This window comes from Phaeobacter italicus (assembly GCF_001258055.1).
Lineage (GTDB): Bacteria > Pseudomonadota > Alphaproteobacteria > Rhodobacterales > Rhodobacteraceae > Phaeobacter > Phaeobacter italicus.
In genome coordinates this window covers 16,188-39,393 of the sequence record NZ_CVRM01000031.1, presented here as the reverse complement: position 1 = coordinate 39,393, position 23,206 = coordinate 16,188, and the positions used below count along the sequence as shown (strand labels likewise).

The window sequence follows — 23,206 nt, the reverse complement described above, 5'->3', positions numbered from 1 at the left end:
CAAAAGCGCCAAACCACGCATCACGCTCAAGAGCGGCTGGTCACCAGATTTTTCTGAAAGGCCGATGGCTGGGGTGGTAGGATTCGAACCTACGATACACGGTACCAAAAACCGCTGCCTTACCACTTGGCTACACCCCATCGGTGAGCGGCTGTCTAAAGCGTGTTCCGGGGGGGTGCAAGAGGGTTTTTGGAAAAAAATGCAGTTTTGTTGGCTTACCCTATGATTCCTTTGATTTCCGTAGCTTGCAGCTAATCTGACAGGTGCTGAAGAGAGGCCATATCCTGCGTCATGGTTGGGTCTTGACCAGAATCGCCCCGCGTCGCTTTCCCTGCTCCACGGCCTGATGCGCCTTTGCGGTGTCCTCTAACGCGAAGATCTCAGCGATCGGGAAAGCGATGGCACCGTCTTGGATCGCGGCGGTGAGTTGCGTGATTGCGGCCTCACGGATCTTGTCTGGCAAAAGATAGACCAAAGCCATTTCCAACGTCACTGATTTGAACATCAACGGATAAAACGGCAAGGTCGGCGTCATGTCCTTGGCAGACCCATAGGCCGTGATCCGACCATTTTGCGCGACGACGGCCGTGTCGACCTGGCAGTTTCTGCCAAATTCGACCTCGACGATGCGCTCGACCGGCTGCCCGGCATTCGCCTCCAGGATCTGATCTGCAAGATCGCACGCCTGGTAATCCAGAACAGCATCCGCCCCAGCGGCAAGGACATGAGATTTGTCTTGGGGTGAGCAGGTCGCGATGACACGTGCGCCGCCCCATTTGGCCAGCTGAACCGCCAGATACCCAACCGTTCCTGCCCCGCCCTGTACCAAAACGGTTTCACCTGCAACCGGTCCTCCGGAAAATACAGTATGCGCTGCGGTAAGTCCGGGAATGCCCAATATGGCACCTGCTGCCATATCCAGGCCTTCAGGCATCAAGACAGCCTGTTTCGCAGGCAAGGTGATCGATTGCGCAGCTGTACCGAATGGGCGTTGCCACTGGCCGTTCCAGATCCAGACACGCTGGCCAAGTCGCGCCGGATCAACCCCCTGCCCCACCTCGACAATCACACCGGACCCGTCGCTATGTGGCACAATTGCGGGATAAGGAAGTTCGCTCACGCCCGCCCGCGCGCCAGCCCGCGCTTTGACATCTGAGGGGTTCACGCCAGAATAGTGCAAATCCACCCGCACCTCGCCCGGACCAGCGGGCACGTCTGCGTGCTCTTCCACAGACAGGACAGATTCGGCTGGACCAAACTTTCGGTACGTGACGGCTTTCATAGAGATCTCCGGGGTGATCGAATTGGCAGTGGGTTCACCACAGGAAACAGAAGGCCGCACAAGGGGGCAACCCCTGTGCGGCCAATCTTTGGATCGAACCGGACGTTCGCCGGAAAACGAGCCGCCTACCAGCTGTCAGATATCAGGCAGGAACCCCGGCAGCCCGTAGCGCGCGGCTCCATTCTTTGCCAAAGGGGGCATTGGAGGCCGCATAGTCACGCTGATAGCTCGTGATTGTGAAATCGGGCTGCACTGCCAACAGCGCTTGCACCACATCCCGCGCCTTGTCGGTATGCCCTGTTTCGTGAAGCGCAATCGCCTTTGTGCGCAGTGTCGATGGAAAGGTCGGATTAGCTTGCAGCGAACGGTCCGCCAGGGAAATCGCCCGCGCATAATCGCGCGCGCCCAGGTTTGCCGTTGCCGACATCGCGTCGAAATAATACCGCTGCGGCCCCAAGGGGGACAGGCGACGGGCTGCATCTGTCAGACGCACCGCCTCCTTGGGCATATTCTGATAAGCGTGTGTCGTTCCCTTCAACAAAAGAGCCAGCGCCTCGTTCGGATTGTCCTTCAGCGCCAAGTCGTAGGAATCCTGCGCCAGATCAAAGCGAAACATCAGATGGCTGGAGATCAGCCCCCGAACTGTCAGGGCAAGCGAAAAGGAAGGGTCCTGGCTCAGCGCGCCGGCCACCATCTGGTTGGCCAAATGCGCATCCAGCTGTCGATCCTTAGAGAACCCCTTTTGCACACGCATCACGTGCCACATCGCCATCCACGTCAGTGCAACAGGATGCTGCGCCTCGCGCTCCAGCAGCACCGATAGGATTTCCTGTGCCTGATTGAACTGCGGCAACTGCATATCCTGCATCAGCGCGATCGCCGCCATCAGCAACGTGTGGCTATCGTGTTTGATCAGAGGGCGGAACCCGACAAGGCGTACTGCCTCGCCTACCACCGTCCAGCCGATCTGTGCTGTCACATCGCGCAAAGCCTGACTGCTCCCGGTGGTCAACCCCGACAGCGCGTCACGGTATTCACGCGACCAGATCACCTTTTCCCGTTCGGTGTCATGCAGGTCCACCTGCAATCTGTATTGCTGACCCGTCACCGTAACAGTGCCCGAAACCAGATAGTTGGCCCCAGCAACGGAATAGACATCACTTGGGCGGACCTGATGCGGATCGAACTGGCGGGACGCGAGATAGGACGTGACGCAAAACGCGTGGCTGCGGGACAGATGACGCACCAGTTCTTCTGATATCAGCGCACCAAGGGGCGATTTCGCCTCTCCCGGTGTGCGATGAACGAAAGGCAACACCGTAATTGGCGGCAGCAAGCTGTCCAGCACCGCGCGGCTGTAGTCATGCAGCATGCCGGTTGCCGCGCGATTGCGTGCATCTGCGCGACACAGTTCATTGCGCTGCTGTTCAAGCCAGACCGCAAAGGTCGATTCATGAGGGAGTTCAAAGCCTTCCATGAACTCGCCTTTTGCAGGATCGGCCTCAATCTCGACCTGCTCGAGATCCAGCACAACCCGCTCCCTGTTGGCAGAAAGGGCCTTCGAAACGTCAGGGCCGAGGTGTCGCCGAAGAGTAGACAGCGCCGTGCGAAGGCTTGCCTTGGCCTGTTCCGGCTGGGCAAGGCTCCAAAGTGTGCGCTCAAGGAAGGCGCGTGTTCTCACTCCGCCTTCAGCTGTCGACAACAAGGCCAGCAAAGCCTGATGCTTCGAGCCGAGGAGGACACTTTCTCCGTTCGGGAGAAAGACGCCGAATGCGCCGAATTGACGTATCTTCAAATGATCTGTCATGTTCCAAACCCATTACTTGAAGCAATGCAATCGGATCCTGAAACCCCTCACCCCGACTGAATTGGTTACCCACGCTTAACCATCACACACCAAAAAATGATTGTCACGAAGAAAAAAACAACCCATGCGGTCTCCGTAAATTCTCCGCAAAAACTGCAAAATTGCCTGCATTTACAGGCGAAACGCGGCCATCAAGAGAACGGAACTCTCCACAAGATGGCGGCAGAGCAAACATTATACAACCTTTGATTGTTTATTTATTTACATCGGCACAAAGACATATTCCTTGTTGATCCTGTCGATCCATCCCATTCCACCAAACGGGAGATGATAGCCAATCACGCGGGTTTTTTCCGAATGGATCTGATCCAACAATCCAACCCTGACACCTGCTGCCGCAGCGGGGTCCTGATCCGATGGCAGCTCCAACTCGGGGCGTGCGAGACTGATATGGTGGTTGGACACGCTATCCCCCAGAACCATCAGGCTTTCACCGCCTTGACGCAGTTCAAACGACATATGCCCAGGCGAATGCCCAAAGGTCGCCCGCGCCGCAACCCCAGAGAGGATTTCCTCACCATCACCAAAGAAGACGATGCGATCTTCCAGCGCCTCCATCCGGCGCCGTGCACCGACGGCCATGCTGGCCCGGTCCGCACCTATCTGATCAACGGTGGCAGGGTTAAACCAATAGTCCCATTCGCGGCGTCCCATCAAATGGGTCGCGTTGGCAAACATCGGATCATCGAAATCATCCAGCACACCCCAAAGATGGTCGGGATGACAATGCGTGAAAACAACATGCGTTACGTCATCAGGCGCAATGCCGACAGCGTCCAACGCATCCGGCAACAGCCCCGTCCCATCCATGAAGGATGTACCAGCACCTGTATCAAACAGGATGACCCTGCCCGCATCGCGAAGCAGGGTGACATTTACCTCTGGCTGCAAAGGAGAAGACAGGTCCATTCCATGCTGATCCAGAACCGGCTGGACCACATCAGGGTCCAAACCGCCAAACTGAAACGAAGATGGCAGAACCATACGCCCGTCGGACAGGCTGAGAACCTCGGCCTGTCCCAGCGACATCCGGGCTTCAGCCCAAAGCCGACCTGTACCACCAACTGCCAGTCCCGCACCGGCGGTGGCTTGCAGAAAATTCCGTCGTGAAATCATGAGCTCCCCCACCTCTTCACACGAAATGGTTTTATACGAATATCTGCATAATAAGAAGCAGCAATTGACCCTAGGGCAGCCTAGGATCAATGGACGGGGCGCCTGTGACGCCCCGTCATGTGGAGAACAACCTCACTTACGGCTCAACTCTTTCCACAACCCGTTTTCGACGACAGAAATCACGATGTCGTCTGCACCCCGGTGATCCTCCGGACCATAGGTGATCTGGGTGTCCGTCAGAGCGTCAAAATAGTTCAGCGTTTCCATCGCCTTGATAAAACTCTCTTGCGTCAGATCCGGACCTGCGGCTTCCAATGCGTTGACCACCGTATTGGCTGCGCTGTAGCCGAGCATCGCAAAACCACCTGCTGGCTGGCCGAACTTGGCTTCGTAGTCGGCCATGAATTTGGCAGGCGCCTCATCATCAGCGCGCGCGATCAGGTCTGCCCAACCGGCGGCTGCATACAACCCGTCGGTCACACCACCCGGGACAGCTGCCACAACTTCTAGGAAACCAGCAGAGGTATTGAGAAACTTGACGTCCTCCCAGCCAAGTTTCTTGGCAGTCCCCACAACAGTGATCCCCTGCCGAACTCCCAGAGCCATTGTGACGATGTCACAGCCCTCCGCCTTCAGCTTGGTCAGGGAGCCAACAAAATCCAGCTCATCCGGTTTGTGCGTGGTCTCTGCCGCATAGGTCAGCCCCAGCTCAGCGGCGATATCAACCGTGCCTTCCTTGATCTCTTTCCCGAAATCTGAGGGGATATGCATTGAACAGACTTCCTTGGCATCGAATTCTTCTGCCAAATAGGTGACCCCTGCACGGACCTGATCGTAATAGCTTGAAAAGCCGATGAATTTATTGTCGACCGGCTCTTGCAACATCTGCCGGGCAGCGGTGAGCGGGCTGACGTTCGGTATTCCCTTCGGATCCAAGAGCTTGAACCCCGCGATGTTCATCGGGGTGCCAAGGGACAGCAGCATGGCAAAGACCTGGTCGCGGTTCAGCAGCTTGTTGTAGCCCTGCATTGCGCGCGGGATCTGATACCCGTTGTCTTCGACCACAAAGCGGATCTGACGGCCATGCACGCCGCCATTTGCATTGGCTTCCTCAAAGCGCAGGTTGGCGCCATTTACAGCGGGCACACCCACCGCCGCAAAAATCCCGCTGAGATCATTGACGGAACCCAGCACAACCTCTGTCTCGCTCACTCCCTGAGCCTGCGCCGCGACCTCGCTGGCCGCCGCTGAAATCACGCCCCCTGCAAGTGCAATGCCAAGCAGGCTCGATGTCATCCTCTTCATCTGCGTTTCCTCCCTATTGCCCGCCTCCGCGGGTCAGTACATCTGGTCGATCAAATTCTTATGTTTCTTCTCCACCAACCCGCGTTTCAGCTTCATGGTCGCGGTTAATTCATCATCTTCAGCGGTGAGCAGCACATTGATCAGGCGGAAGTCCTTGATTTGCTCTACCCGCGCAAAATCCCGGTTTACCGCCTCCACCTCCGCGCGGATCAGTTCCACCACAGGGTCCGCGGCGCAAAGGGAGGCAAAGTCACTAAACGGGATTTTGCGATCCTGGGCAAATTTCTCGACGTTTTCCTGATCGATCATGATCAGGCATGTCAGATATTTGCGTTGGTCTCCGATCACGACGGCATCCGCGATGTAGTGGCTGAATTTCAGGCGGCTCTCGATCTCCGCCGGGGTGATGTTCTTTCCTCCCGCAGTGATGATGATGTCCTTGATCCGGCCGGTAATCCGCAGGAAGCCATCGTCATCCAATTCCCCCACATCACCGGTCCGCAACCAGCCATCCGCGGTAAATGTCTCTGCCGTTTTGTCAGGCTTGCCCCAATACCCCTGAAAGTTGTTGCATCCCCAAAGCTGGATTTCCCCATCATCTGCAATGCGGATGGTGACGCCGGGAACAGCCTGCCCGACAGTGCCCGGTTTGTGCGCGTCGACCTGATTGACCGATGTAAGGCCTGCGTTCTCGGTCATGCCGTAGCCCTCGATCAACGGCACACCGACAGACCAATACCAGCGAAGAAGATCAGGCGAAATCGGAGCGGCCCCTGTCCCGCCCCGCCGCAGCCGATCAAGCCCCAGCATACGTCGCAGATTGCGCAGGACCAGATGGTCCCAGATCCAGTAGCGCAGCGCGATCGACTTCGGAACCGGGCGCCCCGACAGCAGATAGCCTGCGCGCGCTTCTCCCGCTGCGACCGCCCTTGAAAAAGCCCATCGCCCAAGCGCTGTGGCCTCTTGCGCCAGGACCAGCACGCGGGAATAGACCTTTTCCCAGACCCGTGGCACGGCAAAGAACGTTGCTGGAGAAACCTCCTGCATGTTTTCAAACACCGTTTCAGGGCTTTCTGCAAAATTCACCGTACTGCCCGCCGCCATCGGCAAATAAACGGAGACGTTGCGCTCCAGAATATGACAGAGCGGCAGGAAACACAGCTGTTCGTCCGATCTGAGACACTCAAGCGATCTGGCACCGGATTCCATGGTCGCAAGGATATTCTCATGCGACAGCATGGCCCCCTTGGGCTGACCCGTCGTGCCTGATGTATAGATAAGCAAGGCCGTTTGATCCGGGCGCGACTGTGCAACTGCAATCTCAAAGGCATCGGGATTGGCCACGCGGTATGCTGCCCCCTGATCATAAAGCTGATCAAGGAAACGGCATTTCTCGTGTTGCAGATCGTGCAGACCGTCGCGGTCTAGAATAATCACATGCCTCAGGTCTGGAACGTCGGCTTCGATCTCCAGAAACTTGTCCAGCTGTTCATCGTTTTCGACAATCAGGAACCGGCTGCCGCTGTCGTTGATAAGATAGGCCAACTGCTGCGCTGAATCTGTGGTGTAAACACCAGAGGCAATGCCGCCAGCTCCCTGGATGCCCATATCAAGATAGAGCCATTCCTTGCGGTCCTCGCTCAGGATGGAAACAACCTCGCCCCGTTGCAACCCAAGAGACATAAGGCCCAGACCAATCTTCTCTGCGTGGTCCCAGTAATCCCGCCAGGAATAGCTCTTCCAGATGCCCATGTCCTTTTCGCGGTGGGCCGTGCGGTCAGACATCTGCTGGCAGCGGACAGAAAACAGTTTGGGAATAGTGTCGCAGCCATCCACCAGTATCGGTCGCTGACCTGGGGTTGCATTGTAGCTGACACCGTTCAGCTCCACCTGGGGGGAGCCTATGTCCGCCCCTGTCGGTTGCGCCCGGTCCTGCGCCCGTGTCTGCATCGGTGTTCGGCTCGTCATATGTGCAACTCTTTTCTGCCACTCCTGAACCACGTCGCCAAAATACAGGCTCTAACGTGGGGCTATCTCCATGTTTTCTTCCGCTTCCAGCGCTTTTCGCTGCGCTGGCCTGCCTCCTGCTGACCCAGATAAAAGGCCTTGATATCCTCGCTCTGCATCAACCGATCTGCATCGCCATTCATCACGATCCTGCCGATCTCCATGACATAACCGACATGCGCCAGTTCCAATGCGATCCGGGCGTTTTGCTCTACCAGCATCATGGTCACGCCTTCCTCGCGGTTCAGTCGACCAAGGATGGCAAAGATCTCCTGCACCAACAGGGGCGACAGCCCCAAGCTTGGTTCATCCAGCAACATGATACGCGGCCTCAGCATCAGACCGCGGCCAATCGCAAGCATCTGTTGTTGTCCCCCTGAAAGGGTTCCGGCCTCTTGGTGGCGTCGCTCCGCGAGAATTGGGAAGTACTCGAACACCATCTCGCGATCCCGCTCGATCGCGCTGCGATCCTTGCGCGTATAGGCGCCGAGAGACAGGTTTTCATCCACACTCAACAGGGGAAATACCTCGCGTCCCTCTGGCACATGCACAATGCCCCGGCTCACAATCCGATGTGGCTCCTCCCCCTGGATTTCGGCCCCATCAAAAGACACGCTGCCCTTTTCGGGGTCCATTATCCCGGAAATGGTCTTGAGCAAGGTGGACTTCCCAGCCCCGTTTGCCCCCAGAACCGTGACGATCTGGCCCTCCTCAACACTCAGAGAAACACCCCGGATCGCCATGATGGGGCCGTAAAAGCTCTCCAGATTGCGAACTTCGAGCAAAGGCGCCCCCATCATGCCGCCCCCGCCCCAAGGTAGGCCTCGATCACGGCGGGGTCAGATTGCACCTCTGCTGGTGTGCCCTCTGCCAGCTTGGCGCCATCGGCCAGCGCAAGCACCCGGTCAGAAACCCCGGACACCAGCCCCATGTCATGCTCGACCATCAAAACGGTAATGCCCATCTGCTTGCGGATATCATCTATCCACCAGCGCATGTCCTGGGTCTCCTCGACCGACAGGCCGGACGCGGGTTCATCCAGCAAAAGCAACCGGGGACCGGACGCCAGCGCACGGCCCAGCTCCACCACCTTGCGCACCCCATAGGGTAGACCCGCAATCATCTTGTCGCGATAGGGCTGGAGGTCGAGAAAATCGATCACCTCTTCGACGGCAGCCCGGTGGTGACGTTCTTCCTGGCGGACGCGCGGCGCGAAAAACAACTCTTCAATCAGGGTGGTGCGCCGATGGCGGTGGCGCCCAACCAACAAATTCTGCAACACCGTCGCGTGGTCGAACAGTTCAATGTTCTGGAAGGTCCGCGCAATACCAAGATCTGCCACCTCATCCGGCTTGCAGCTCAGCAGATCCTGCCCATCAAAGGAAAAACGCCCGGCATATGGCTGGTAGAACCGCGAGACCAGGTTGAAAACCGTCGACTTTCCCGCACCATTCGGACCCACGATGGCATAAACCTCGCCCTCGTTCACAGAAAAGCTCAGGTCGTTGACGGCGACCACACCGCCGAACTTCAGCGTCGCGTTTTCCACCTTGAGAAGACTCATCTCAGCCGCTCCGTCTTGAGGTAAGATTTTTGCCTGCGGAACATGTCCTTGCGGGCAAAGGGGAACAGCTCAAACCAGATGCGGATCTTCAACCACCTGCCATAAAGCCCCATCGGTTCGAACAGGATGAACAGGATCAGGATCATCCCGAAAACCCCGGTTTCCAAGCCGGGGATCGCCACACCGCTGCCCAGAACACTGTCCTTCAGGATTGACAGGCCCTGCGGCAGGAAGGCGACAACCACCGCACCGAAAAAGGCTCCATGGATCGAACCCAGCCCACCGATCACGATCATCATCAGCAAGGTGATCGAGATCACCAGCGAAAACGTCTCGTTGTTGAAGGCGCCCGCATAGTAACCCATCAACGCGCCCGCCCATCCGGTGATCATACAGCTGAGCCCAAATGCCGTTGCCTTCGTGCGCGCGATATGAACGCCCATTGCTGTTGCGCTGACTTCACTGTCGCGCACCGCGTCAAAGGCCCGACCCAGCGGAGAGCGCAGAATATTCCGATAGAACAGGGTGCACATCACGGCCACAGCCAAGACCAGATAGTAAAACCGCACCGGCATGGTCCAGCGCTCGATCTCCATGCCGAACACCCGGATCACATCCGGGAACTTCCCGGATACGCCGCCGGTCCAAGGCTCCAGCAGGACGATGATGTCATCTGCGAGGATGGACAGGGCGATAGTTGCGATGGCCAGATAAATCCCATGCAACCGCAGCGCTGGGATGGCGATGATCGCCCCAACGACCCCCGTGATCACCCCCGCCAGCGGAAAGGCCAACAGAAAGGGCAGACCCTGCTCTATCAGGATCGTGTTGGTATAACAGCCAATCGCCAGAAACGCGGCATGACCAAGGCTGGCTTGACCGGTCTGTCCAGTCAGCAACATCAGCCCCAGACCCGCAATGGCCCAGATCAGAACGTTTGTGACCTCTCCGATATAGAACTCGTTGATCAAAAACGGCAACACCAGCGCCAGCAGGATCAGGGCTCCGTAGACGATCAGACTGTGGCGGTCGGGAAAGAGGCGGATGTCATGATCATAGCTTGTCTTGAACTGAATCCGCATCGCATCACACCTTCTTGGTCCGGACCTGGCTGAACAGCCCATGAGGGCGGAACACCAGAACCGCGAGCAACAGCGCATAGGGTGCAATCTGCGAATACCCCGCTGCCAGATAGCGCGCGGCAAAAGGTTCGATCACGCCGACAATCAACCCACCGGCCAACGCCCCCGGCAAAGAGCCAAAACCACCAATCACTGCCGCAGCAAAGGCTTTGATCCCCAAAAGCCCCGCATTAGGGTCGATTGCGCCCTTTGATGCAAAGAGGATTCCTGCAACGGCAGCTGTCGCACCCGAAAGACCCCAAATCAGCCCCTGCACCCGTTTAACCGGGATCCCCATGAAATAGGCAGCCATCTGGTTTTGACTGGCAGCCTGCATCGCCAACCCCAGCTTTGTGCGCTGGAAGAACTGGTACAACGACCAAGTCAGCAGGACCGTGACCACGATAACCGCCACATCCGCCATACCCAGTACAACGCCTCCCAACGAGACATCACCAAAAGCCAGCGGGCTTTCCAAGGTCTGCGGCTCATGGCCCCAGATGACCCCGGCAACGAAGCGAATAACAAACCCCAGCGCGATGGTGAGAATGACAACAGCGGTTTGGCTCTGGCCGAACAGATGACGCAGGATCAGAAGGTCCAGCAGGTAGCCAAAAAACGCCATGATCAAGATCGCCAAAGGCGCGGCAATCCAGAATGGCAAATGCAGATATTCGGCATTGGTCAAGCCGAGTGTCACAAACGCACCCAGCATCATGAAATCGCCCTGCGCGAAATTGACTGCTTCGGTCGCCTTGTAGATCAGCACAAACCCAAGCGCGATCAGGCCGTATACGCAGCCATTCGCGAGGCCACTGACCAGCAGTTGCACTCCGTCCAAACTGTCCTCCCCCGCCCCAATTCAGGGCGCTCTCACGCAGTTTTTTCGGTCCCAGGCCTCCTCAAACCCGGACCGTCCTGCGGCTAAACCCAGAGTAGAGAGGATGTTTTTCACCTGTCAATCCGCAAGACCCAGCGTCAACCGCACAAAAACAGGCTACCAGAATTTGGCCCGCCGCCTATCATGCGCGACTGTGAGAAAGCGGTCAGCCGCATTGATCCTTGAGCGTTGCACAAAACCGCGCGGCCGCCGGACTGAGCTGATGTTCAGTCCGCAAGCACAACCCAACCGGCCCACGGGTTCCGCCAGTATCAAGCGGCAAACGCACCAGATGCCCGTCCGCAAGATCCTGGGCCACGACACCATGGCTGATGACCCAGACCGCCTGATGATCCAGCGTAAATCGGCGCCCGAACGTGGACGAGACCGTCTCGATGGCCGTCATCGGCATCTGTATTCCATGTTCCAGAAAAAGTCGCTCCACTGCGGGGCGGATGATTGACGCCTCAGCCGGGATCAAAACCGGAAATTCGCCAAAGAGCGCTTGCGGCAACTGTGCCTTGGATACTGTCGTCAGGGGATGATCCGGTGCAACCACCACCGTCACGGTTTCGTAAAACAGCGGATCGAAATCGAGGCCTACCATATTTTCCGGTGCAGGAAGCCGCCCAACCACCACGTCCAGCTGCCCCCTGCGCAAAAGATCCAAGAGGTGCTGATTGTCGCCGGTCAAAACCGAAAACCTGTTGCGTCCACCTTGTTCCCAGATGGCAGCCAGCGCCTTTGGGACGACCGTCGCCGATACCGTCGGTAGCGCGCCGATCGCCACCTTTGGTCCTTCGGCCTCGTCCAGCGCACGCAGCATTTTCACGCCATCCCGCGTCAGCGCGAGGCTGCGCCCGGCATAGTCGCGAAACATCTCACCATACGCAGACAAGCGGATCCCGCGGCCATCCTTTTCCACCAGCGGCTTGTTGCAGATTGCCTCCAACTCTCTCAGCGCGCGGGTAACGGCTGGTTGTGTCATACCCAACCGCTCCGCAGCTTGCGTCACGCTCTTGCGGCGGGCAACCTCCACAAAGACCTCAAGATGGCGCAGTTTCAGCTGTGACGAGAGAAGCATATCGAAAACAATATAATTACATCCAGAATGAGGGATTATACAGACCATTTATGGTATGAAATAAGTCATACTCAAAGGAGATTACCATGCGCAACCCGCAGTATGACGCAGGCATGGAGGTCCGCCGCCAGGTTTTGGGAGACGACCATGTCGCCCGCGCCGAGGCCGCCAAGACGCCGTTAGATGCCCCGTTCCAGCAGCTCATCACCGAAACAGCCTGGGGTACCGTTTGGGCATCCGACGCCATTTCGCGTCGAGAACGCTCCATGCTGACGCTGGCTCTGCTCGCTGCCACTGGCAATTTTGACGAAATCCCGATGCACATCCGCGCCACGGCAAACACTGGGGCGACCCCGCAGGACATTGCCGAAGTGTTCCAACATGTGGCGATCTATGCAGGTGTGCCCCGCGCCAATAGGGCATTGAAGCTTGCCAAGGAAACCCTGGCCGATATGGCTACCGGAGACAGCGATGACACGACCCAAACCGACTGATTACTACGCCCGCGACCGGCGCTGGCATCCGCCGGCCTACGCGCCAGACTACAAAACCTCTGTCAGTCGATCCCCACGGCTTCCTCTGCTGAGCCTGGAAAACACCGCCAGCGAAATCACCGGTCCGACCTTCGGGCAAAATGACATCGCAGTCGGCGACAATGACCTACTGAGCAATTTCGCCCGCCCCGGCGAAAACCCAATCGGAGAGCGCATCTTGCTGCACGGTCGTGTTCTTGATGAAAACGCCCGCCCGGTGCCCAATACGCTGGTTGAAATCTGGCAGGCCAATGCGTCGGGGCGCTATCGACACAAGAAAGACGGCTATATAGGCGCGTTAGACCCTAATTTTGGCGGCTGCGGACGTACCTTGACCGACGATCAAGGGGCCTATGCCTTTCGCACGATCAAGCCAGGAGCCTATCCCTGGCGCAACGGGCTGAACGACTGGCGCCCTGCGCATATCCATGTTTCGGTCTTTGGCCACGCCTTCGCTCAGCGGTTGATTACACAGCTCTATTTCGAAGGCGATCCGTTAATCGCGCGCTGCCCGATCGTGAACACGATTCCGGATCCAGCTGCGGTTCAACAGCTCATTGCCCGTCTCGACATCAACGAAACATTGCCTCTGGACATGATCGCATACCGGTTCGACATCGTGCTGCGCGGCAGACGCTCGACCTTGTTTGAAAACCGGATGGAGGGAAATTGATGACGCTGCCATATAGACCGCACTTCCTGCAGCAGTCCCTGACCCCGCTCAAGGAAACGCCCTCGCAAACGGCCGGCCCCTACGTCCACATCGGCCTTGCGCCAGGGGATGCCGGATTTCAGATCTACGACACCGAACTGGGGCAGGATATCGCCGGGCCCAATGCAGCAGGCGACCGGATCCGCGTTGAGGGCCGAGTGTTTGATGGCACCGGTGCACCGGTCCGGGATGTGCTGATTGAAGTCTGGCAAGCCAATGCCGCGGGTCTTTACCCCCATCCTGAAACCCCAGGCACAGGTGACGGCGGGCCGGAGAGCACAGAAAACGGATTTCGTGGCTGGGGCCGGGTGATTTCCAACTTCGAAAGCGGCAGCTGGTCCTTTGACACAATCAAACCAGGGGGTGTTGCCGGGCGGAACGGTCGATCAATGGCGCCACATATCAACCTGTGGATCGTTGCACGTGGTATCAACGTCGGCCTGAACACGCGGCTTTATTTCGCAGACGAACCCGACGCCAATGCCTCCGATCCGGTTTTGAACCTCATCGAACAGACTGACCGCCGGGCGACACTGCTGGCCCAGCCCGTTTCCGGGACCGGGAGCGCCCAGAACCCGCGGGTTTATCAATTCGACATTCACCTGCAAGGGCCGGGCGAAACCGTGTTCTTTGACATCTGAGGAGCGACCAATGACACAGCCCTGTATCATCTGCGTGGCCATCACTGGCTCAGTGCCGCGAAAGGCCCATAACCCTGCCGTGCCCATCAGCATCGCAGAACAGGTCGAGAGCACCCACGCAGCATTTGAAGCTGGCGCCAGCATTGCGCACTGCCACGTCCGCCAAGAGGACGAAACACCCACCTCCGACCCGGAGCGTTTTCAACAGCTGATGGAAGGCATACAAAAACACTGCCCCGGCATGATCGTGCAGCTTTCCACCGGCGGCAGGTCCGGCGCAGGTCGTGAACGTGGGGGGATGCTCTCTCTTCGTCCGGACATGGCATCGCTGTCGGTGGGATCCAACAACTTTCCCACCCGCGTCTACGAGAACCCACCGGATCTGGTTGATTGGCTTGCTTCGGAAATGCAGACCCATGACGTCAAACCTGAAATCGAGGCCTTTGACCTCTCCCATATCCATCAGGCCGTTGCGATGTCCAATGATGGTCGGCTGCAAAAACCGCTGTATGTGCAGTTCGTCATGGGCGTGAAAAACGCCATGCCCGTAGACCGGGATGTGTTCGACTATTACGTCAAGACGATGGAGCGCCTTGCACCCGATGCGCAGTGGTGCGCGGCTGGCATCGGGCCTGGGCAGATCCTTGTGAATGAATGGGCGATTGCCGCAGGCGGCCACACAAGGACCGGGTTGGAGGACAACCTGCGCCTAGATCGCAATACGCTTGCTCCGTCAAATGCCGCTCTGGTCGAGCGCACGGTGGCCTTGTGTGAGAAATACGAACGCCCTGTCGCCACCTGTGCCGAGGCCCGCGAGATCCTGCAACTGCGCCCGGCATAAGACTGCAGGGGTAAGCTGCGTCATCCTGTCCCCCTCGCTTGCAAGGGGGCAGGCAGTACCCCATCTGTCAGAGGCGCGCGACGCATTCGCAGCATGAGCCGCTCCTCCCTCGGCTGCTGTAGCCTATCCGGCGGATCTCCTCCTCCCAAAGCCTGCCAGATGGTGTGAATGCGGAGCGCGTTTAACTCTCCGCATTCCAAGGCGCCTTGAATTCACCGCTGTTCGGCCAGATCGGCAGGATCAGTCGCGTGCGTCGTCCGCTGGTTGGGACAGATCCCGCAGGATCGGGCAGTCTGGCCTGTTGTCGCCCGCACAGCACTGGACCAGCTCTGATAAGGTGCCGTGCATCGCCTGAAGATCTGCGATCTTGGCGCTGATCTTGTCCAAGTGTTCCTGCGCCAGTTGTTTCACGTCTGCGCTTGCGCGGCTCTCATCCTCGTAAAGCGCCATCAGGGTCCGACAATCCTCGATGGTAAAGCCCAGCGCCCGCGCCCGGCCCAGGAATGCCAGCTTGTGCAGATCGCTCTCGGCGAAATGACGATAGCCATTCTCGCTCCGACGCGGTTTGATGAGGCCGATATCTTCGTAGTAGCGGATGGTTTTGGCTGGCAGACCCGAGCGGGTTGCGACGTCTCCAATATTCATGCGCGCGCCTTTCGTTCCAGTTCGCCGGAGCCGGTGAACGCCCCGTCTGACTTTTGTTCATTTATGCCCGATTTCAGCCGTCGCAAGCGCAGCGCATTGCTCAGCACAAAGACACTCGACAAAGCCATCGCCCCTGCCGCAAGGCCCGGAGACAAAAGTGGGCCACCAAATGGGACCAGCACCCCCGCCGCGACCGGCACAAGAAGAATGTTATAGCCAAAGGCCCAGCCAAGGTTCTGGCGAATATTGCGCAGGGTTGCGCGGCTGACGGTGAATGCATTTACCACGCCACGCAAATCACCAGACACCAACACAACATCCGCGGCTTCTATCGCCACATCTGTACCGGTGCCGATCGCCAGGCCCACATCCGCAGCCGCCAGCGCAGGCGCGTCATTGATGCCATCACCGACGAATGCCAGTGTACCATGTTCGCCCTGCAGTCGCTGAATGGCCTGGACCTTATCTGCTGGCAGGCAGTTGGCCTCCACGATGTCGATGCCCAGATCCGCGGCAATGGCCTTGGCCGTGGCCTGGCCATCACCGGTCAACATGGCCACCTTCAGCCCCTGCGCCTGCATTGCGGCAACAGCGGCACGGCTGCCTGCCTTTACCGGATCGGTCACCGCGATCAACGCTGCAGAAGCCCCGTCAATTGCTGCGAAAAGCACTGTTGCGCCCCTGCCAGCCAGCGTCTCGGCCTCCTCAAGGAAGGGCGACACATCGATCCCCTCCTGCTCCATCAGGCGCTTTGCACCGACCAACACGTCCTGACCGGCCACCTTGGCCCGCAATCCGAAACCGGGGATAGCCTCTACGGACTCTGCCTCTGGCAGTTCCCCTTCCACCGCCGCGACAATAGCGCGGGCAATGGGGTGTTCGGACTGTGCCTCGGCTGCGGCAACCAGCGGCAACACCTCGGCCCGGTCCCTTCCGTCCACGCAGCGCATCAGCGTCAGGGATGGGCGTCCCTCCGTCAGGGTGCCGGTCTTGTCCAACGCGACCACCCGTGCCTCCTGCAGGCGCTGCAGCGCATCCCCTTTGCGAAACAGCACCCCCATCTGTGCTGCCCTGCCAATCCCCACCATGATGGACGTCGGCGTCGCGAGACCCATGGCGCAAGGGCAGGCAATAATCAGCACGGACACAGCAGCCACAATGGCAAAGGGCAACGCAGGCGCGGGCCCAGCCAACAGCCAGACGGCAAAGGTCAACAAAGCAGTCACGATAACTGCGGGTACAAACCAAAGCGTGATCCGATCCACCAGTGCCTGCACCGGAAGTTTCGCCCCCTGCGCCTGCTCCACCATGCGGATGATCTGAGCCAAGAGAGTATCTGCGCCAACATGGGTCGCACGATAATCCAACACGGCCGAACCGTTGATCGTGCCTGCACTCAACTCAGCACCTTCGGATTTCTCAATCGGAACCGGCTCGCCGCTGATCATGCTCTCGTCAACAAAAGACTGCCCCGACAGGACGACCCCATCCACAGCGATGCGCTCTCCCGGTCGGGCACGCAGATGATCGCCTTCCTTCAGATCCGATACCGCACGCTCTTCGGTACTTGTTCCGGTCACGACCAAGGCCACTTTTGGCTGCAGACCGACAAGCGCCTTGATTGCCGCACCGGTGCGTCCCTTCGCACGCGCCTCCAACCAGCGGCCAAGCAAGATCAGTGTCACGATAACGGCGGCAGCCTCGTAGTAGACATTCGCCGTCCCTGCAGGGAGCAATCCCGGCGCAAATGTAGAGACAACAGAGAACCCATAGGCCGCCGCCGTCCCCAGCGCGACCAACGCATTCATGTCCGGCGCCCCACGCAGCAACGCTGGCAACCCCAGACGATAGAACCGCATGCCAGGACCAAACAGAACAAGTGTCGTCAGAACAAACTGCAGGATATGGCTGTTGCCGGTGCCGATTGTGCGCGCCACCCAGTGATGGAGCGCCGGAATCATGTGCCCGCCCATCTCGATCACAAACACCGGCAGCGTCAGGACGGCCGCAAGCAAGACCTGTCGGCCCAAGGCCGTGATCTCGTCTGCCTTCTCGGCCTCCCGAGCAGCGGTATCATCCTCGGCAGATCCCCGGCGATGCGCTGGGTATCCTGCGCTGTCGCTTGCCTTTAGCAGATCTTCAATTCGAACTGCGCCGCTCAGATACCGCACATGGGCCTGCTCCTGCGCCAGGTTGACCTCGGCGGACACCACACCTGGAACTGCAGACAACGCGCGTTCGACCCGACCAACGCAGCTGGCGCAGGTCAGGTGGTCGATATCCAGATCAACTTCCCCTTCTCCCGCAGGGTAGCCTGCTTGCGCCAACGCATCGCGCAAAGCCATGACATCCAGATCTGCTTTACCGCTTACGACAGCGGCACTGTTTGCAAGGTTGACTGAGGCCTCTGTTACGCCCTCGACACCCGCCAGCGCGCGCTCTGCACGGCCTGCGCACCCTGCACAATTGAGGCCAGTGACCTCGAGGCTCAGTTCGGTCTCGTTGCTTTTTGCGTGCATCTTTCGCCTTCCTTCGGGTGGCGGTTTTTCATCGATGTGCTGGATATGGAGGTTCCAGTCAGGGGAAGGTCAAGACCCTTCGCACCTCTTTTGTCCCCCGCCAGCTGCGACGCAAAATGACGGGAACGACAGACCCGCTGTCGCATTCCTAAAAGGCGACAGCAGACGACATCGATAAATTCGGGATAGCACGCAGCAGGTTGGTTTACGCCCCCCTCTCCGTCTGCCAATATGCCGCGGAAATACAACTGGCGCCTGACGCCCAGACAAACAAAGGAATTTCGCCATGATCCGTACCCGTGCCGCTGTGGCCGTTGCCCCCGGGAAACCGCTTGAGGTGATGGAGGTCAATCTGGAAGGCCCGAAGAAGGGTGAAGTCCTGGTTGAAATCAAGGCAACCGGCCTGTGCCATACTGACGAATTCACCCGTTCCGGGGATGACCCCGAAGGCATCTTTCCTGCCATTCTGGGCCATGAGGGCGCAGGTGTGGTTGTCGAGGTCGGTGAAGGCGTCACCACGCTTGAAGTCGGCGATCACGTTATTCCACTCTACACGCCTGAGTGCCGCGAGTGCGAATACTGCCTGAACCCGAAAACCAACCTCTGCCAGGCAATCCGCTCCACCCAGGGTCAGGGCCTGCTGCCTGACGGCTCCACCCGGTTCTCCATGCTGGATGGCACCCCCATCCACCACTACATGGGCTGCTCCACCTTTGCCAACCACACCGTGGTGCCGGAAATCGCGCTGGCAAAGGTGCGCAAGGACGCGCCCTTTGACAAGATCTGCTACATCGGTTGCGGCGTGACCACCGGCATCGGCGCGGTCATCAACACAGCAAAGGTCGAGATTGGCTCCCGCGCGATCGTCTTTGGTCTGGGTGGCATCGGTCTGAACGTGATCCAGGGCCTGCGTCTGGCAGGTGCGGATCAGATCGTCGGTGTTGACCTCAACCCCGGCAAGGTCGAGATGGCCAAGCACTTTGGCATGACCGACTTCGTGAACCCGGCAGAGGTTGAGGGCGATCTGGTTGCTCATCTGGTCGAACTGACCGGCGGTGGCGCAGACTATACCTTTGATGCCACCGGCAACGTCAATGTCATGCGCACCGCTCTGGAAGCGGCACACAAGGGCTGGGGTGAATCCATCATCATCGGCGTGGCGCCTGCAGGTGCCGAAATCTCTACCCGCCCGTTCCAGCTGGTGACCGGTCGTTCCTGGCGCGGTACTGCCTTTGGTGGCGCGTCTGGCCGGACAGATGTGCCCAAGATCGTGGACTGGTACATGGATGGCAAAATCGAGATCGACCCGATGATCACCCACAAGTTGTCCCTGGATCAGATCAACGAGGGTTTCGAGCTGATGCATGAAGGCAAGTCGATCCGCGCCGTCGTGGAATTCTGATTTCCGCTTCATGGCTGACACAGAAACGCAGGTCGCAAACGGCCTGCGTTTTTGTTTTCACAAAGGCTACATCCCGCTGGCAGCAGCTTGATGACAGCGGCATACTGGGCCCATTGCCCTGCTGTGGAAAAGGAACCCGGGTTTGAAGTTTCAGGCCGTTGATATCTCCAAAACGGAAACAGCCGCGACGATCATCTTTCGCGCGCTCCGCAAGGCGATCATCGAGGGTGAGCTGAAAGACGGCACACCGCTGCGCCAGGATGACATTGCCAAGGCCTTTAAGACCTCTCGCTATCCCGTCCGCGAAGCCATCGCCCGCCTCGAACAGCAGGGGCTTGTCACAGTTCAGCGCTACAAGGGCGCTGTCGTTGCCACCCTGTCGATGCAGGACGCAGCAGAGATATTTGATCTGCGCGCGAAACTGGAAGCCGACATAGTCCGTGCAGCGGTGCCTCAGATGACCGCCGAGGTTCTGCAAACAGCCGAAGCGCATCTGGATGCCTTTCTGCGCTGTCGCGATCCGATGCGTTGGGGCCGCATCAACCGTGATTTTCACGCCACGCTCTACAGCGTCAGCGGCCTGCCCTATCACGTGGAAATCGTCGAAGCCTCGATGGATCGGATCGACCGATATCTACGCGCTCAACTTGTGATGAGCGATGGGATGTCCCGGACAGACCAGGAGCATCGCGCAATCCTGCAAGCCTGCCAGGAGGGTGACGCAGACCGCGCTGCCACGTTGACAGCCCAGCACATCCTGGGTGCCAAGGCCTCTCTCGAGCAGCAGCTGCGATCAGATCCCGCCTAAGCCCATCCGGCAATGCGGGGCAATCTAGCTGTCCTGATCGACCGCATTCAGGCTGACGTCATAACCCCAAAGCCTGCGCAGATGCTTGAGAACCTCATCCTTGTCCTCCTCTGCCAGATGGATGCCATCGCGCACCGTGTGGGTCAGCTTCAACTCCCTGTCGCCCTTCAAATCGGCATCCGTGACCTGAATATCAGGCTCTAAATAGGCCAGATCGTATGATCGCGCCAAATCCCGCCGCACAGCGCGATAGCCGCTTTTGTTGTGGATCTGGCTGACGATCAGATGCGACTGTTCTGCATCATCAGCCAGGGTGAACAGCTTGAACTTGCGGATGAGATGCGGTGACAGGAATTGCTGAATGAAACTCTCATCCCGATAATTGGCCCAGGCATCGCGCAGAACACGCCGCCAGTCCGGGTCACCTGCAAAGTCGGGGAACCATTCGCGGTCCTCTTCTGTCGGGTTTTTGCAGATACGCCGGATATCCTGCATCATGGCAAAACCCAGGGCATAGGGGTTTATGCCAGAATACCGGGGGTCGTCGAACTCGGGCTGCAGCACAACATTGGTGTGACTGTGCATCATCTCCATGTAGGCGCCTTCGGTCAGACGGCCCTGCTCGAACAGCTTGTTGATGATGTAGTAGTGCACAAAGGTTGCGCAGCCCTCGTTCATCACCTTGGTCTGTTTCTGCGGATAGAGATATTGCGCCAGCATCCGCACGATGCGCAGGATCTCGCATTGCCAAGGCTCCAGAACCGGGCTGTGTTTTTCCAAAAAGTAGAGCAGATTTTCCTGCGGCAGGTTCATCTGTTTGCGCCTGCTGCTCGCTTCCGGATCGAAATCCGCATCTTCCTCGCGGTTCCGCCCAAGCGTTGCATCTGTCCATAATTCCAGAATGCTCATCCCTGTTTGATGACCCTCGCGCACCCGTTGCATCGCCTCACGCTCGGCAATGGTGGGTTTTGGGGGGCGGCCATAGCGAAACACCCCTTGTGCCTGCAGCGCATGGGCGGCATCCAGCACCTCTTCTACCGCAGTCAGCCCATAGCGTTCTTCGCAGGCCGCGATGTAGTTCTTGGCGAAGGCCAAGTAGTCATGGATACCTGCCGCATCGGTCCACTGCTGGAACAGGTAGTTGTTCTTGAAAAAGTGGTTATGACCAAAGGCCGCATGCGCCATCACCAGCGTCTGCATCGCCATGGTGTTTTCTTCCATGTTGTAGCTGATGCAAGGGTTGGAGTTGATGACGATTTCATAGGCCAAGCCCTGGCGACCCGTTCGATACAGGGCCTCGTCCCGGGCAAAATGCTTGCCGAAGGACCAATGCTGATACATCAGCGGCAGGCCGACACAGGAATATGCATCCAGCATCTGCTCGGCCGAGATGATTTCAATCTGGTTGGGGTACACATCCAGTCCAAGATCACCCAATGCGATCTCTTCGATCGCATCCCGCGCCACCTCCAACAGTTCAAATGTCCATTCCGGACCCGTAAAGAGCGGCATGGCCGCTGTGTCAGCTGCCTGCATGCTGGCCCCCTTGCGCCTTGGGGAGGAAAAACTCCCTGAAGATCGGATAGATGTGTGATGGCTGTGACACCCGCTGCATCTCAAAATGAGCAGCCTGCGCTTTGACTTCACGGAAGTTCTGCCAGAGATCCTCTCCGACCTCTGGATTGTTCAGCAACATGTCTGCGTTTTCGTCGACGATCTCGACATAAGCGTAGAACTGACAGACCGGCAAAAGATCCTCCAGCAGGAGCGTTTTGCATCGGATGGAGTCATTGCCAAAGTTTTCACCGTCCGAGGCCTGCGCCCCATAGATGTTCCATTCATCCGGTGGATAGCGCTCAGCTATGATCTCCTTCATCTTCTCCAGGGCTGTCGACACGATCGTGCCGCCAGTTTCCCGCGCGTAAAAGAAGGTTTCTTCGTCCACCTCTTGCGCGTGGTGAGTGTGGCGCACGAAAACCAGCTCGGTGTGTTCATAGCTGCGTGTCAGGAACAGGTGCAGCAACAGAAAAAAGCGTTTCGCAAGGTCCTTTTCCCGCTCTTGCATGGATCCCGACACATCCATCAGGCAAAAGACCACAGCGCGAGAGTTGCGGATCTTTTCCGGCACATATGTGTCGTAGCGCAGATCCAGCGGATCGATGTAGCCGACCACCCTGCGCTTGCGTTCCAGCACCTCCAGCCTCTGCCGCAGTTCCGCCAGTTGCGCGTCCTGATCCGGAGTGCGGGCCTCGATCTCCTCCAGTTCGTTGATCTGCTGTTCCAAATCGGAAATGCTCTTGGCCGAGGGGCGCTGCAACGCGATCCGACGCCCCAAGGAATTGCGCATTGTGCGCACGAGGTTGAGGTTATTGGGCGTGCCCGCAGTGGTGAGCCCAGCGCGGCGCGTGCCAATGGTTTCGGTTTCTACCGTCGCCTTCTCGACAAGATCCGGAAGCTCCAGACCGTCAAACAGGATCTCGAGATATTCGTCCCGCGTCAGAGTAAAGGAAAACTCGTCTGACCCGTCTCCGTCCTCAGAGGCCTTCTTGCCTCCCTCCCCGGCCCCGCCTTGGGGGCGTTTCAATGTGTCACCAACAACAAAATCCTTGTTGCCGGGCAACACATGGCGTCGGCGCCCCCCCTTGGAAGAGTGGTGAAAGCGAGGTTCCTTCAACCCTCGCGAGGGGATCGTGACCTTTTCCCCCTCTGCGGGGATCCCACCGCCATCCTTGATTGATTTTTCCCGGACGGAACGATCTACGCGTTCCTTGATGCTGTCGCGGGCGCGTTCGAGGAACCGTTGCCGGTTCCCCAAACTTTTCCCCTTGGGGTTGGCGCGCCTGTCAATGAAGTGATGCATCAGCCTCCCACCTTTGTTG

The 23,206-nt window shown here is 58.3% G+C and carries 20 protein-coding genes and 1 tRNA gene; 6 read left to right on the top strand and 15 right to left on the bottom strand.

The genetic code is table 11. The features are described from left to right. Window positions 1-65: 65 nt before the first annotated feature. From NIT7645_RS11510 to pcaQ, 11 genes are all read right to left on the bottom strand, one after another. A tRNA-Gln gene (locus NIT7645_RS11510) sits at window positions 66-140 on the bottom strand. 149 nt (window positions 141-289) lie between these two features. Continuing rightward, window positions 290-1,282: an NADPH:quinone reductase gene (locus NIT7645_RS11505; protein ID WP_037302586.1), complete on the bottom strand. Its 993-nt coding sequence runs from the start codon at window positions 1,280-1,282 to the stop codon at window positions 290-292. 142 nt (window positions 1,283-1,424) lie between these two features. Then, complete coding sequence (locus tag NIT7645_RS11500) at window positions 1,425-3,089, bottom strand: tetratricopeptide repeat protein (protein ID WP_037302587.1); 1,665 nt, start codon at window positions 3,087-3,089, stop codon at window positions 1,425-1,427. A gap of 261 nt (window positions 3,090-3,350) precedes the next feature. Beyond that, complete coding sequence (locus NIT7645_RS11495; RefSeq protein WP_008561721.1) at window positions 3,351-4,265, bottom strand: MBL fold metallo-hydrolase; 915 nt, start codon at window positions 4,263-4,265, stop codon at window positions 3,351-3,353. Between the two features lie 132 nt (window positions 4,266-4,397). Next, window positions 4,398-5,570, bottom strand: a complete 1,173-nt coding sequence (locus tag NIT7645_RS11490) for an ABC transporter substrate-binding protein (RefSeq protein WP_008559989.1) — start codon at window positions 5,568-5,570, stop codon at window positions 4,398-4,400. Between the two features lie 33 nt (window positions 5,571-5,603). Next, a complete protein-coding gene (locus NIT7645_RS11485) occupies window positions 5,604-7,520 on the bottom strand; it encodes an AMP-dependent synthetase/ligase (RefSeq protein ID WP_050687174.1) in 1,917 nt (638 codons plus the stop codon). 80 nt (window positions 7,521-7,600) lie between these two features. Further along, entirely contained in the window at window positions 7,601-8,374 is a 774-nt protein-coding gene (locus NIT7645_RS11480) for an ABC transporter ATP-binding protein (RefSeq protein WP_037302991.1), read from the bottom strand. Further along, window positions 8,374-9,141 (bottom strand): ABC transporter ATP-binding protein, encoded by a 768-nt coding sequence (locus NIT7645_RS11475; RefSeq protein WP_008560039.1) that lies wholly within the window; start codon window positions 9,139-9,141, stop codon window positions 8,374-8,376. Before NIT7645_RS11475 ends, NIT7645_RS11480 begins: the two co-directional genes overlap by 1 nt. After that, window positions 9,138-10,223 (bottom strand): branched-chain amino acid ABC transporter permease, encoded by a 1,086-nt coding sequence (locus NIT7645_RS11470; protein ID WP_050687171.1) that lies wholly within the window; start codon window positions 10,221-10,223, stop codon window positions 9,138-9,140. The genes NIT7645_RS11475 and NIT7645_RS11470 overlap by 4 nt, the downstream gene beginning before the upstream one ends. 4 nt (window positions 10,224-10,227) lie before the next feature. Next, window positions 10,228-11,103 carry a branched-chain amino acid ABC transporter permease gene (locus tag NIT7645_RS11465; RefSeq protein ID WP_037302588.1) on the bottom strand — a complete coding sequence of 292 codons (876 nt, stop codon included), beginning with the start codon at window positions 11,101-11,103 and terminating at the stop codon, window positions 10,228-10,230. Between the two features lie 205 nt (window positions 11,104-11,308). Then, window positions 11,309-12,226 carry a pca operon transcription factor PcaQ gene (gene pcaQ / locus NIT7645_RS11460; protein ID WP_008562040.1) on the bottom strand — a complete coding sequence of 306 codons (918 nt, stop codon included), beginning with the start codon at window positions 12,224-12,226 and terminating at the stop codon, window positions 11,309-11,311. Window positions 12,227-12,312: 86 nt separating this feature from the next. Here pcaQ and pcaC point away from each other — a divergent pair, with 86 nt between their 5' ends. Genes pcaC through NIT7645_RS11440 form a run of 4 tightly spaced genes read left to right on the top strand, consistent with a single transcriptional unit; the run spans window position 12,313 to window position 14,953 of the window. After that, window positions 12,313-12,720 carry a 4-carboxymuconolactone decarboxylase gene (gene pcaC / locus NIT7645_RS11455; RefSeq protein WP_008560652.1) on the top strand — a complete coding sequence of 136 codons (408 nt, stop codon included), beginning with the start codon at window positions 12,313-12,315 and terminating at the stop codon, window positions 12,718-12,720. Beyond that, on the top strand, window positions 12,698-13,432 hold the full coding sequence (pcaH, locus tag NIT7645_RS11450; RefSeq protein ID WP_008560505.1) for a protocatechuate 3,4-dioxygenase subunit beta: 735 nt from the start codon (window positions 12,698-12,700) through the stop codon (window positions 13,430-13,432). Before pcaC ends, pcaH begins: the two co-directional genes overlap by 23 nt. Continuing rightward, window positions 13,432-14,112, top strand: a complete 681-nt coding sequence (gene pcaG, locus NIT7645_RS11445) for a protocatechuate 3,4-dioxygenase subunit alpha (RefSeq protein WP_008562857.1) — start codon at window positions 13,432-13,434, stop codon at window positions 14,110-14,112. The genes pcaH and pcaG overlap by 1 nt, the downstream gene beginning before the upstream one ends. A 10-nt stretch (window positions 14,113-14,122) precedes the next feature. Continuing rightward, a complete protein-coding gene (locus NIT7645_RS11440) occupies window positions 14,123-14,953 on the top strand; it encodes a 3-oxoadipate:acetyl-CoA acetyltransferase (RefSeq protein ID WP_008562057.1) in 831 nt (276 codons plus the stop codon). 240 nt (window positions 14,954-15,193) lie between these two features. On the opposite strand, the gene cueR is transcribed toward NIT7645_RS11440, so the two are convergent. After that, window positions 15,194-15,598 (bottom strand): Cu(I)-responsive transcriptional regulator, encoded by a 405-nt coding sequence (gene cueR / locus NIT7645_RS11435; protein ID WP_008562345.1) that lies wholly within the window; start codon window positions 15,596-15,598, stop codon window positions 15,194-15,196. Continuing rightward, complete coding sequence (locus NIT7645_RS11430) at window positions 15,595-18,117, bottom strand: heavy metal translocating P-type ATPase (protein WP_008561327.1); 2,523 nt, start codon at window positions 18,115-18,117, stop codon at window positions 15,595-15,597. Before NIT7645_RS11430 ends, cueR begins: the two co-directional genes overlap by 4 nt. A gap of 286 nt (window positions 18,118-18,403) precedes the next feature. Here NIT7645_RS11430 and NIT7645_RS11425 point away from each other — a divergent pair, with 286 nt between their 5' ends. Both NIT7645_RS11425 and NIT7645_RS11420 read left to right on the top strand, forming a co-directional pair. After that, window positions 18,404-19,519 (top strand): S-(hydroxymethyl)glutathione dehydrogenase/class III alcohol dehydrogenase, encoded by a 1,116-nt coding sequence (locus tag NIT7645_RS11425; RefSeq protein WP_244998242.1) that lies wholly within the window; start codon window positions 18,404-18,406, stop codon window positions 19,517-19,519. Window positions 19,520-19,661: 142 nt separating this feature from the next. Continuing rightward, window positions 19,662-20,327, top strand: coding sequence for a GntR family transcriptional regulator (locus NIT7645_RS11420; RefSeq protein WP_008558927.1), 666 nt, complete (start codon window positions 19,662-19,664; stop codon window positions 20,325-20,327). A 24-nt stretch (window positions 20,328-20,351) separates the two neighbouring features. Here the strand turns inward: NIT7645_RS11420 and NIT7645_RS11415 are convergent, their stop codons facing one another. Next, window positions 20,352-21,863, bottom strand: a complete 1,512-nt coding sequence (locus NIT7645_RS11415; protein ID WP_008560393.1) for a SpoVR family protein — start codon at window positions 21,861-21,863, stop codon at window positions 20,352-20,354. After that, the gene (locus NIT7645_RS11410; protein ID WP_037302589.1) at window positions 21,850-23,187 is read right to left on the bottom strand and encodes a YeaH/YhbH family protein; all 1,338 of its coding nucleotides are present in this window, start codon (window positions 23,185-23,187) and stop codon (window positions 21,850-21,852) included. The genes NIT7645_RS11415 and NIT7645_RS11410 overlap by 14 nt, the downstream gene beginning before the upstream one ends. Between the last annotated feature and the right edge of the window lie 19 nt (window positions 23,188-23,206).

Excerpts from the sequence above, each read along its gene's own strand:
- cueR (WP_008562345.1), bottom strand. The coding sequence starts at position 15,598 with ATGAATATTGGAGACGTCGCAACCCGCTCGGGTCTGCCAGCCAAAACC.
- NIT7645_RS11430 (WP_008561327.1), bottom strand. The coding sequence starts at position 18,117 with ATGCACGCAAAAAGCAACGAGACCGAACTGAGCCTCGAGGTCACTGGC.
- pcaC (WP_008560652.1), top strand. The coding sequence starts at position 12,313 with ATGCGCAACCCGCAGTATGACGCAGGCATGGAGGTCCGCCGCCAGGTT.
- pcaH (WP_008560505.1), top strand. The coding sequence starts at position 12,698 with ATGACACGACCCAAACCGACTGATTACTACGCCCGCGACCGGCGCTGG.
- NIT7645_RS11505 (WP_037302586.1), bottom strand. The coding sequence starts at position 1,282 with ATGAAAGCCGTCACGTACCGAAAGTTTGGTCCAGCCGAATCTGTCCTG.
- NIT7645_RS11490 (WP_008559989.1), bottom strand. The coding sequence starts at position 5,570 with ATGAAGAGGATGACATCGAGCCTGCTTGGCATTGCACTTGCAGGGGGC.
- NIT7645_RS11425 (WP_244998242.1), top strand. The coding sequence starts at position 18,404 with ATGATCCGTACCCGTGCCGCTGTGGCCGTTGCCCCCGGGAAACCGCTT.
- NIT7645_RS11470 (WP_050687171.1), bottom strand. The coding sequence starts at position 10,223 with ATGCGGATTCAGTTCAAGACAAGCTATGATCATGACATCCGCCTCTTT.
- pcaQ (WP_008562040.1), bottom strand. The coding sequence starts at position 12,226 with ATGCTTCTCTCGTCACAGCTGAAACTGCGCCATCTTGAGGTCTTTGTG.
- NIT7645_RS11485 (WP_050687174.1), bottom strand. The coding sequence starts at position 7,520 with ATGCAGACACGGGCGCAGGACCGGGCGCAACCGACAGGGGCGGACATA.
- NIT7645_RS11500 (WP_037302587.1), bottom strand. The coding sequence starts at position 3,089 with ATGACAGATCATTTGAAGATACGTCAATTCGGCGCATTCGGCGTCTTT.
- NIT7645_RS11480 (WP_037302991.1), bottom strand. The coding sequence starts at position 8,374 with ATGGGGGCGCCTTTGCTCGAAGTTCGCAATCTGGAGAGCTTTTACGGC.
- NIT7645_RS11415 (WP_008560393.1), bottom strand. The coding sequence starts at position 21,863 with ATGCAGGCAGCTGACACAGCGGCCATGCCGCTCTTTACGGGTCCGGAA.
- pcaG (WP_008562857.1), top strand. The coding sequence starts at position 13,432 with ATGACGCTGCCATATAGACCGCACTTCCTGCAGCAGTCCCTGACCCCG.
- NIT7645_RS11495 (WP_008561721.1), bottom strand. The coding sequence starts at position 4,265 with ATGATTTCACGACGGAATTTTCTGCAAGCCACCGCCGGTGCGGGACTG.
- NIT7645_RS11440 (WP_008562057.1), top strand. The coding sequence starts at position 14,123 with ATGACACAGCCCTGTATCATCTGCGTGGCCATCACTGGCTCAGTGCCG.
- NIT7645_RS11475 (WP_008560039.1), bottom strand. The coding sequence starts at position 9,141 with ATGAGTCTTCTCAAGGTGGAAAACGCGACGCTGAAGTTCGGCGGTGTG.
- NIT7645_RS11410 (WP_037302589.1), bottom strand. The coding sequence starts at position 23,187 with ATGCATCACTTCATTGACAGGCGCGCCAACCCCAAGGGGAAAAGTTTG.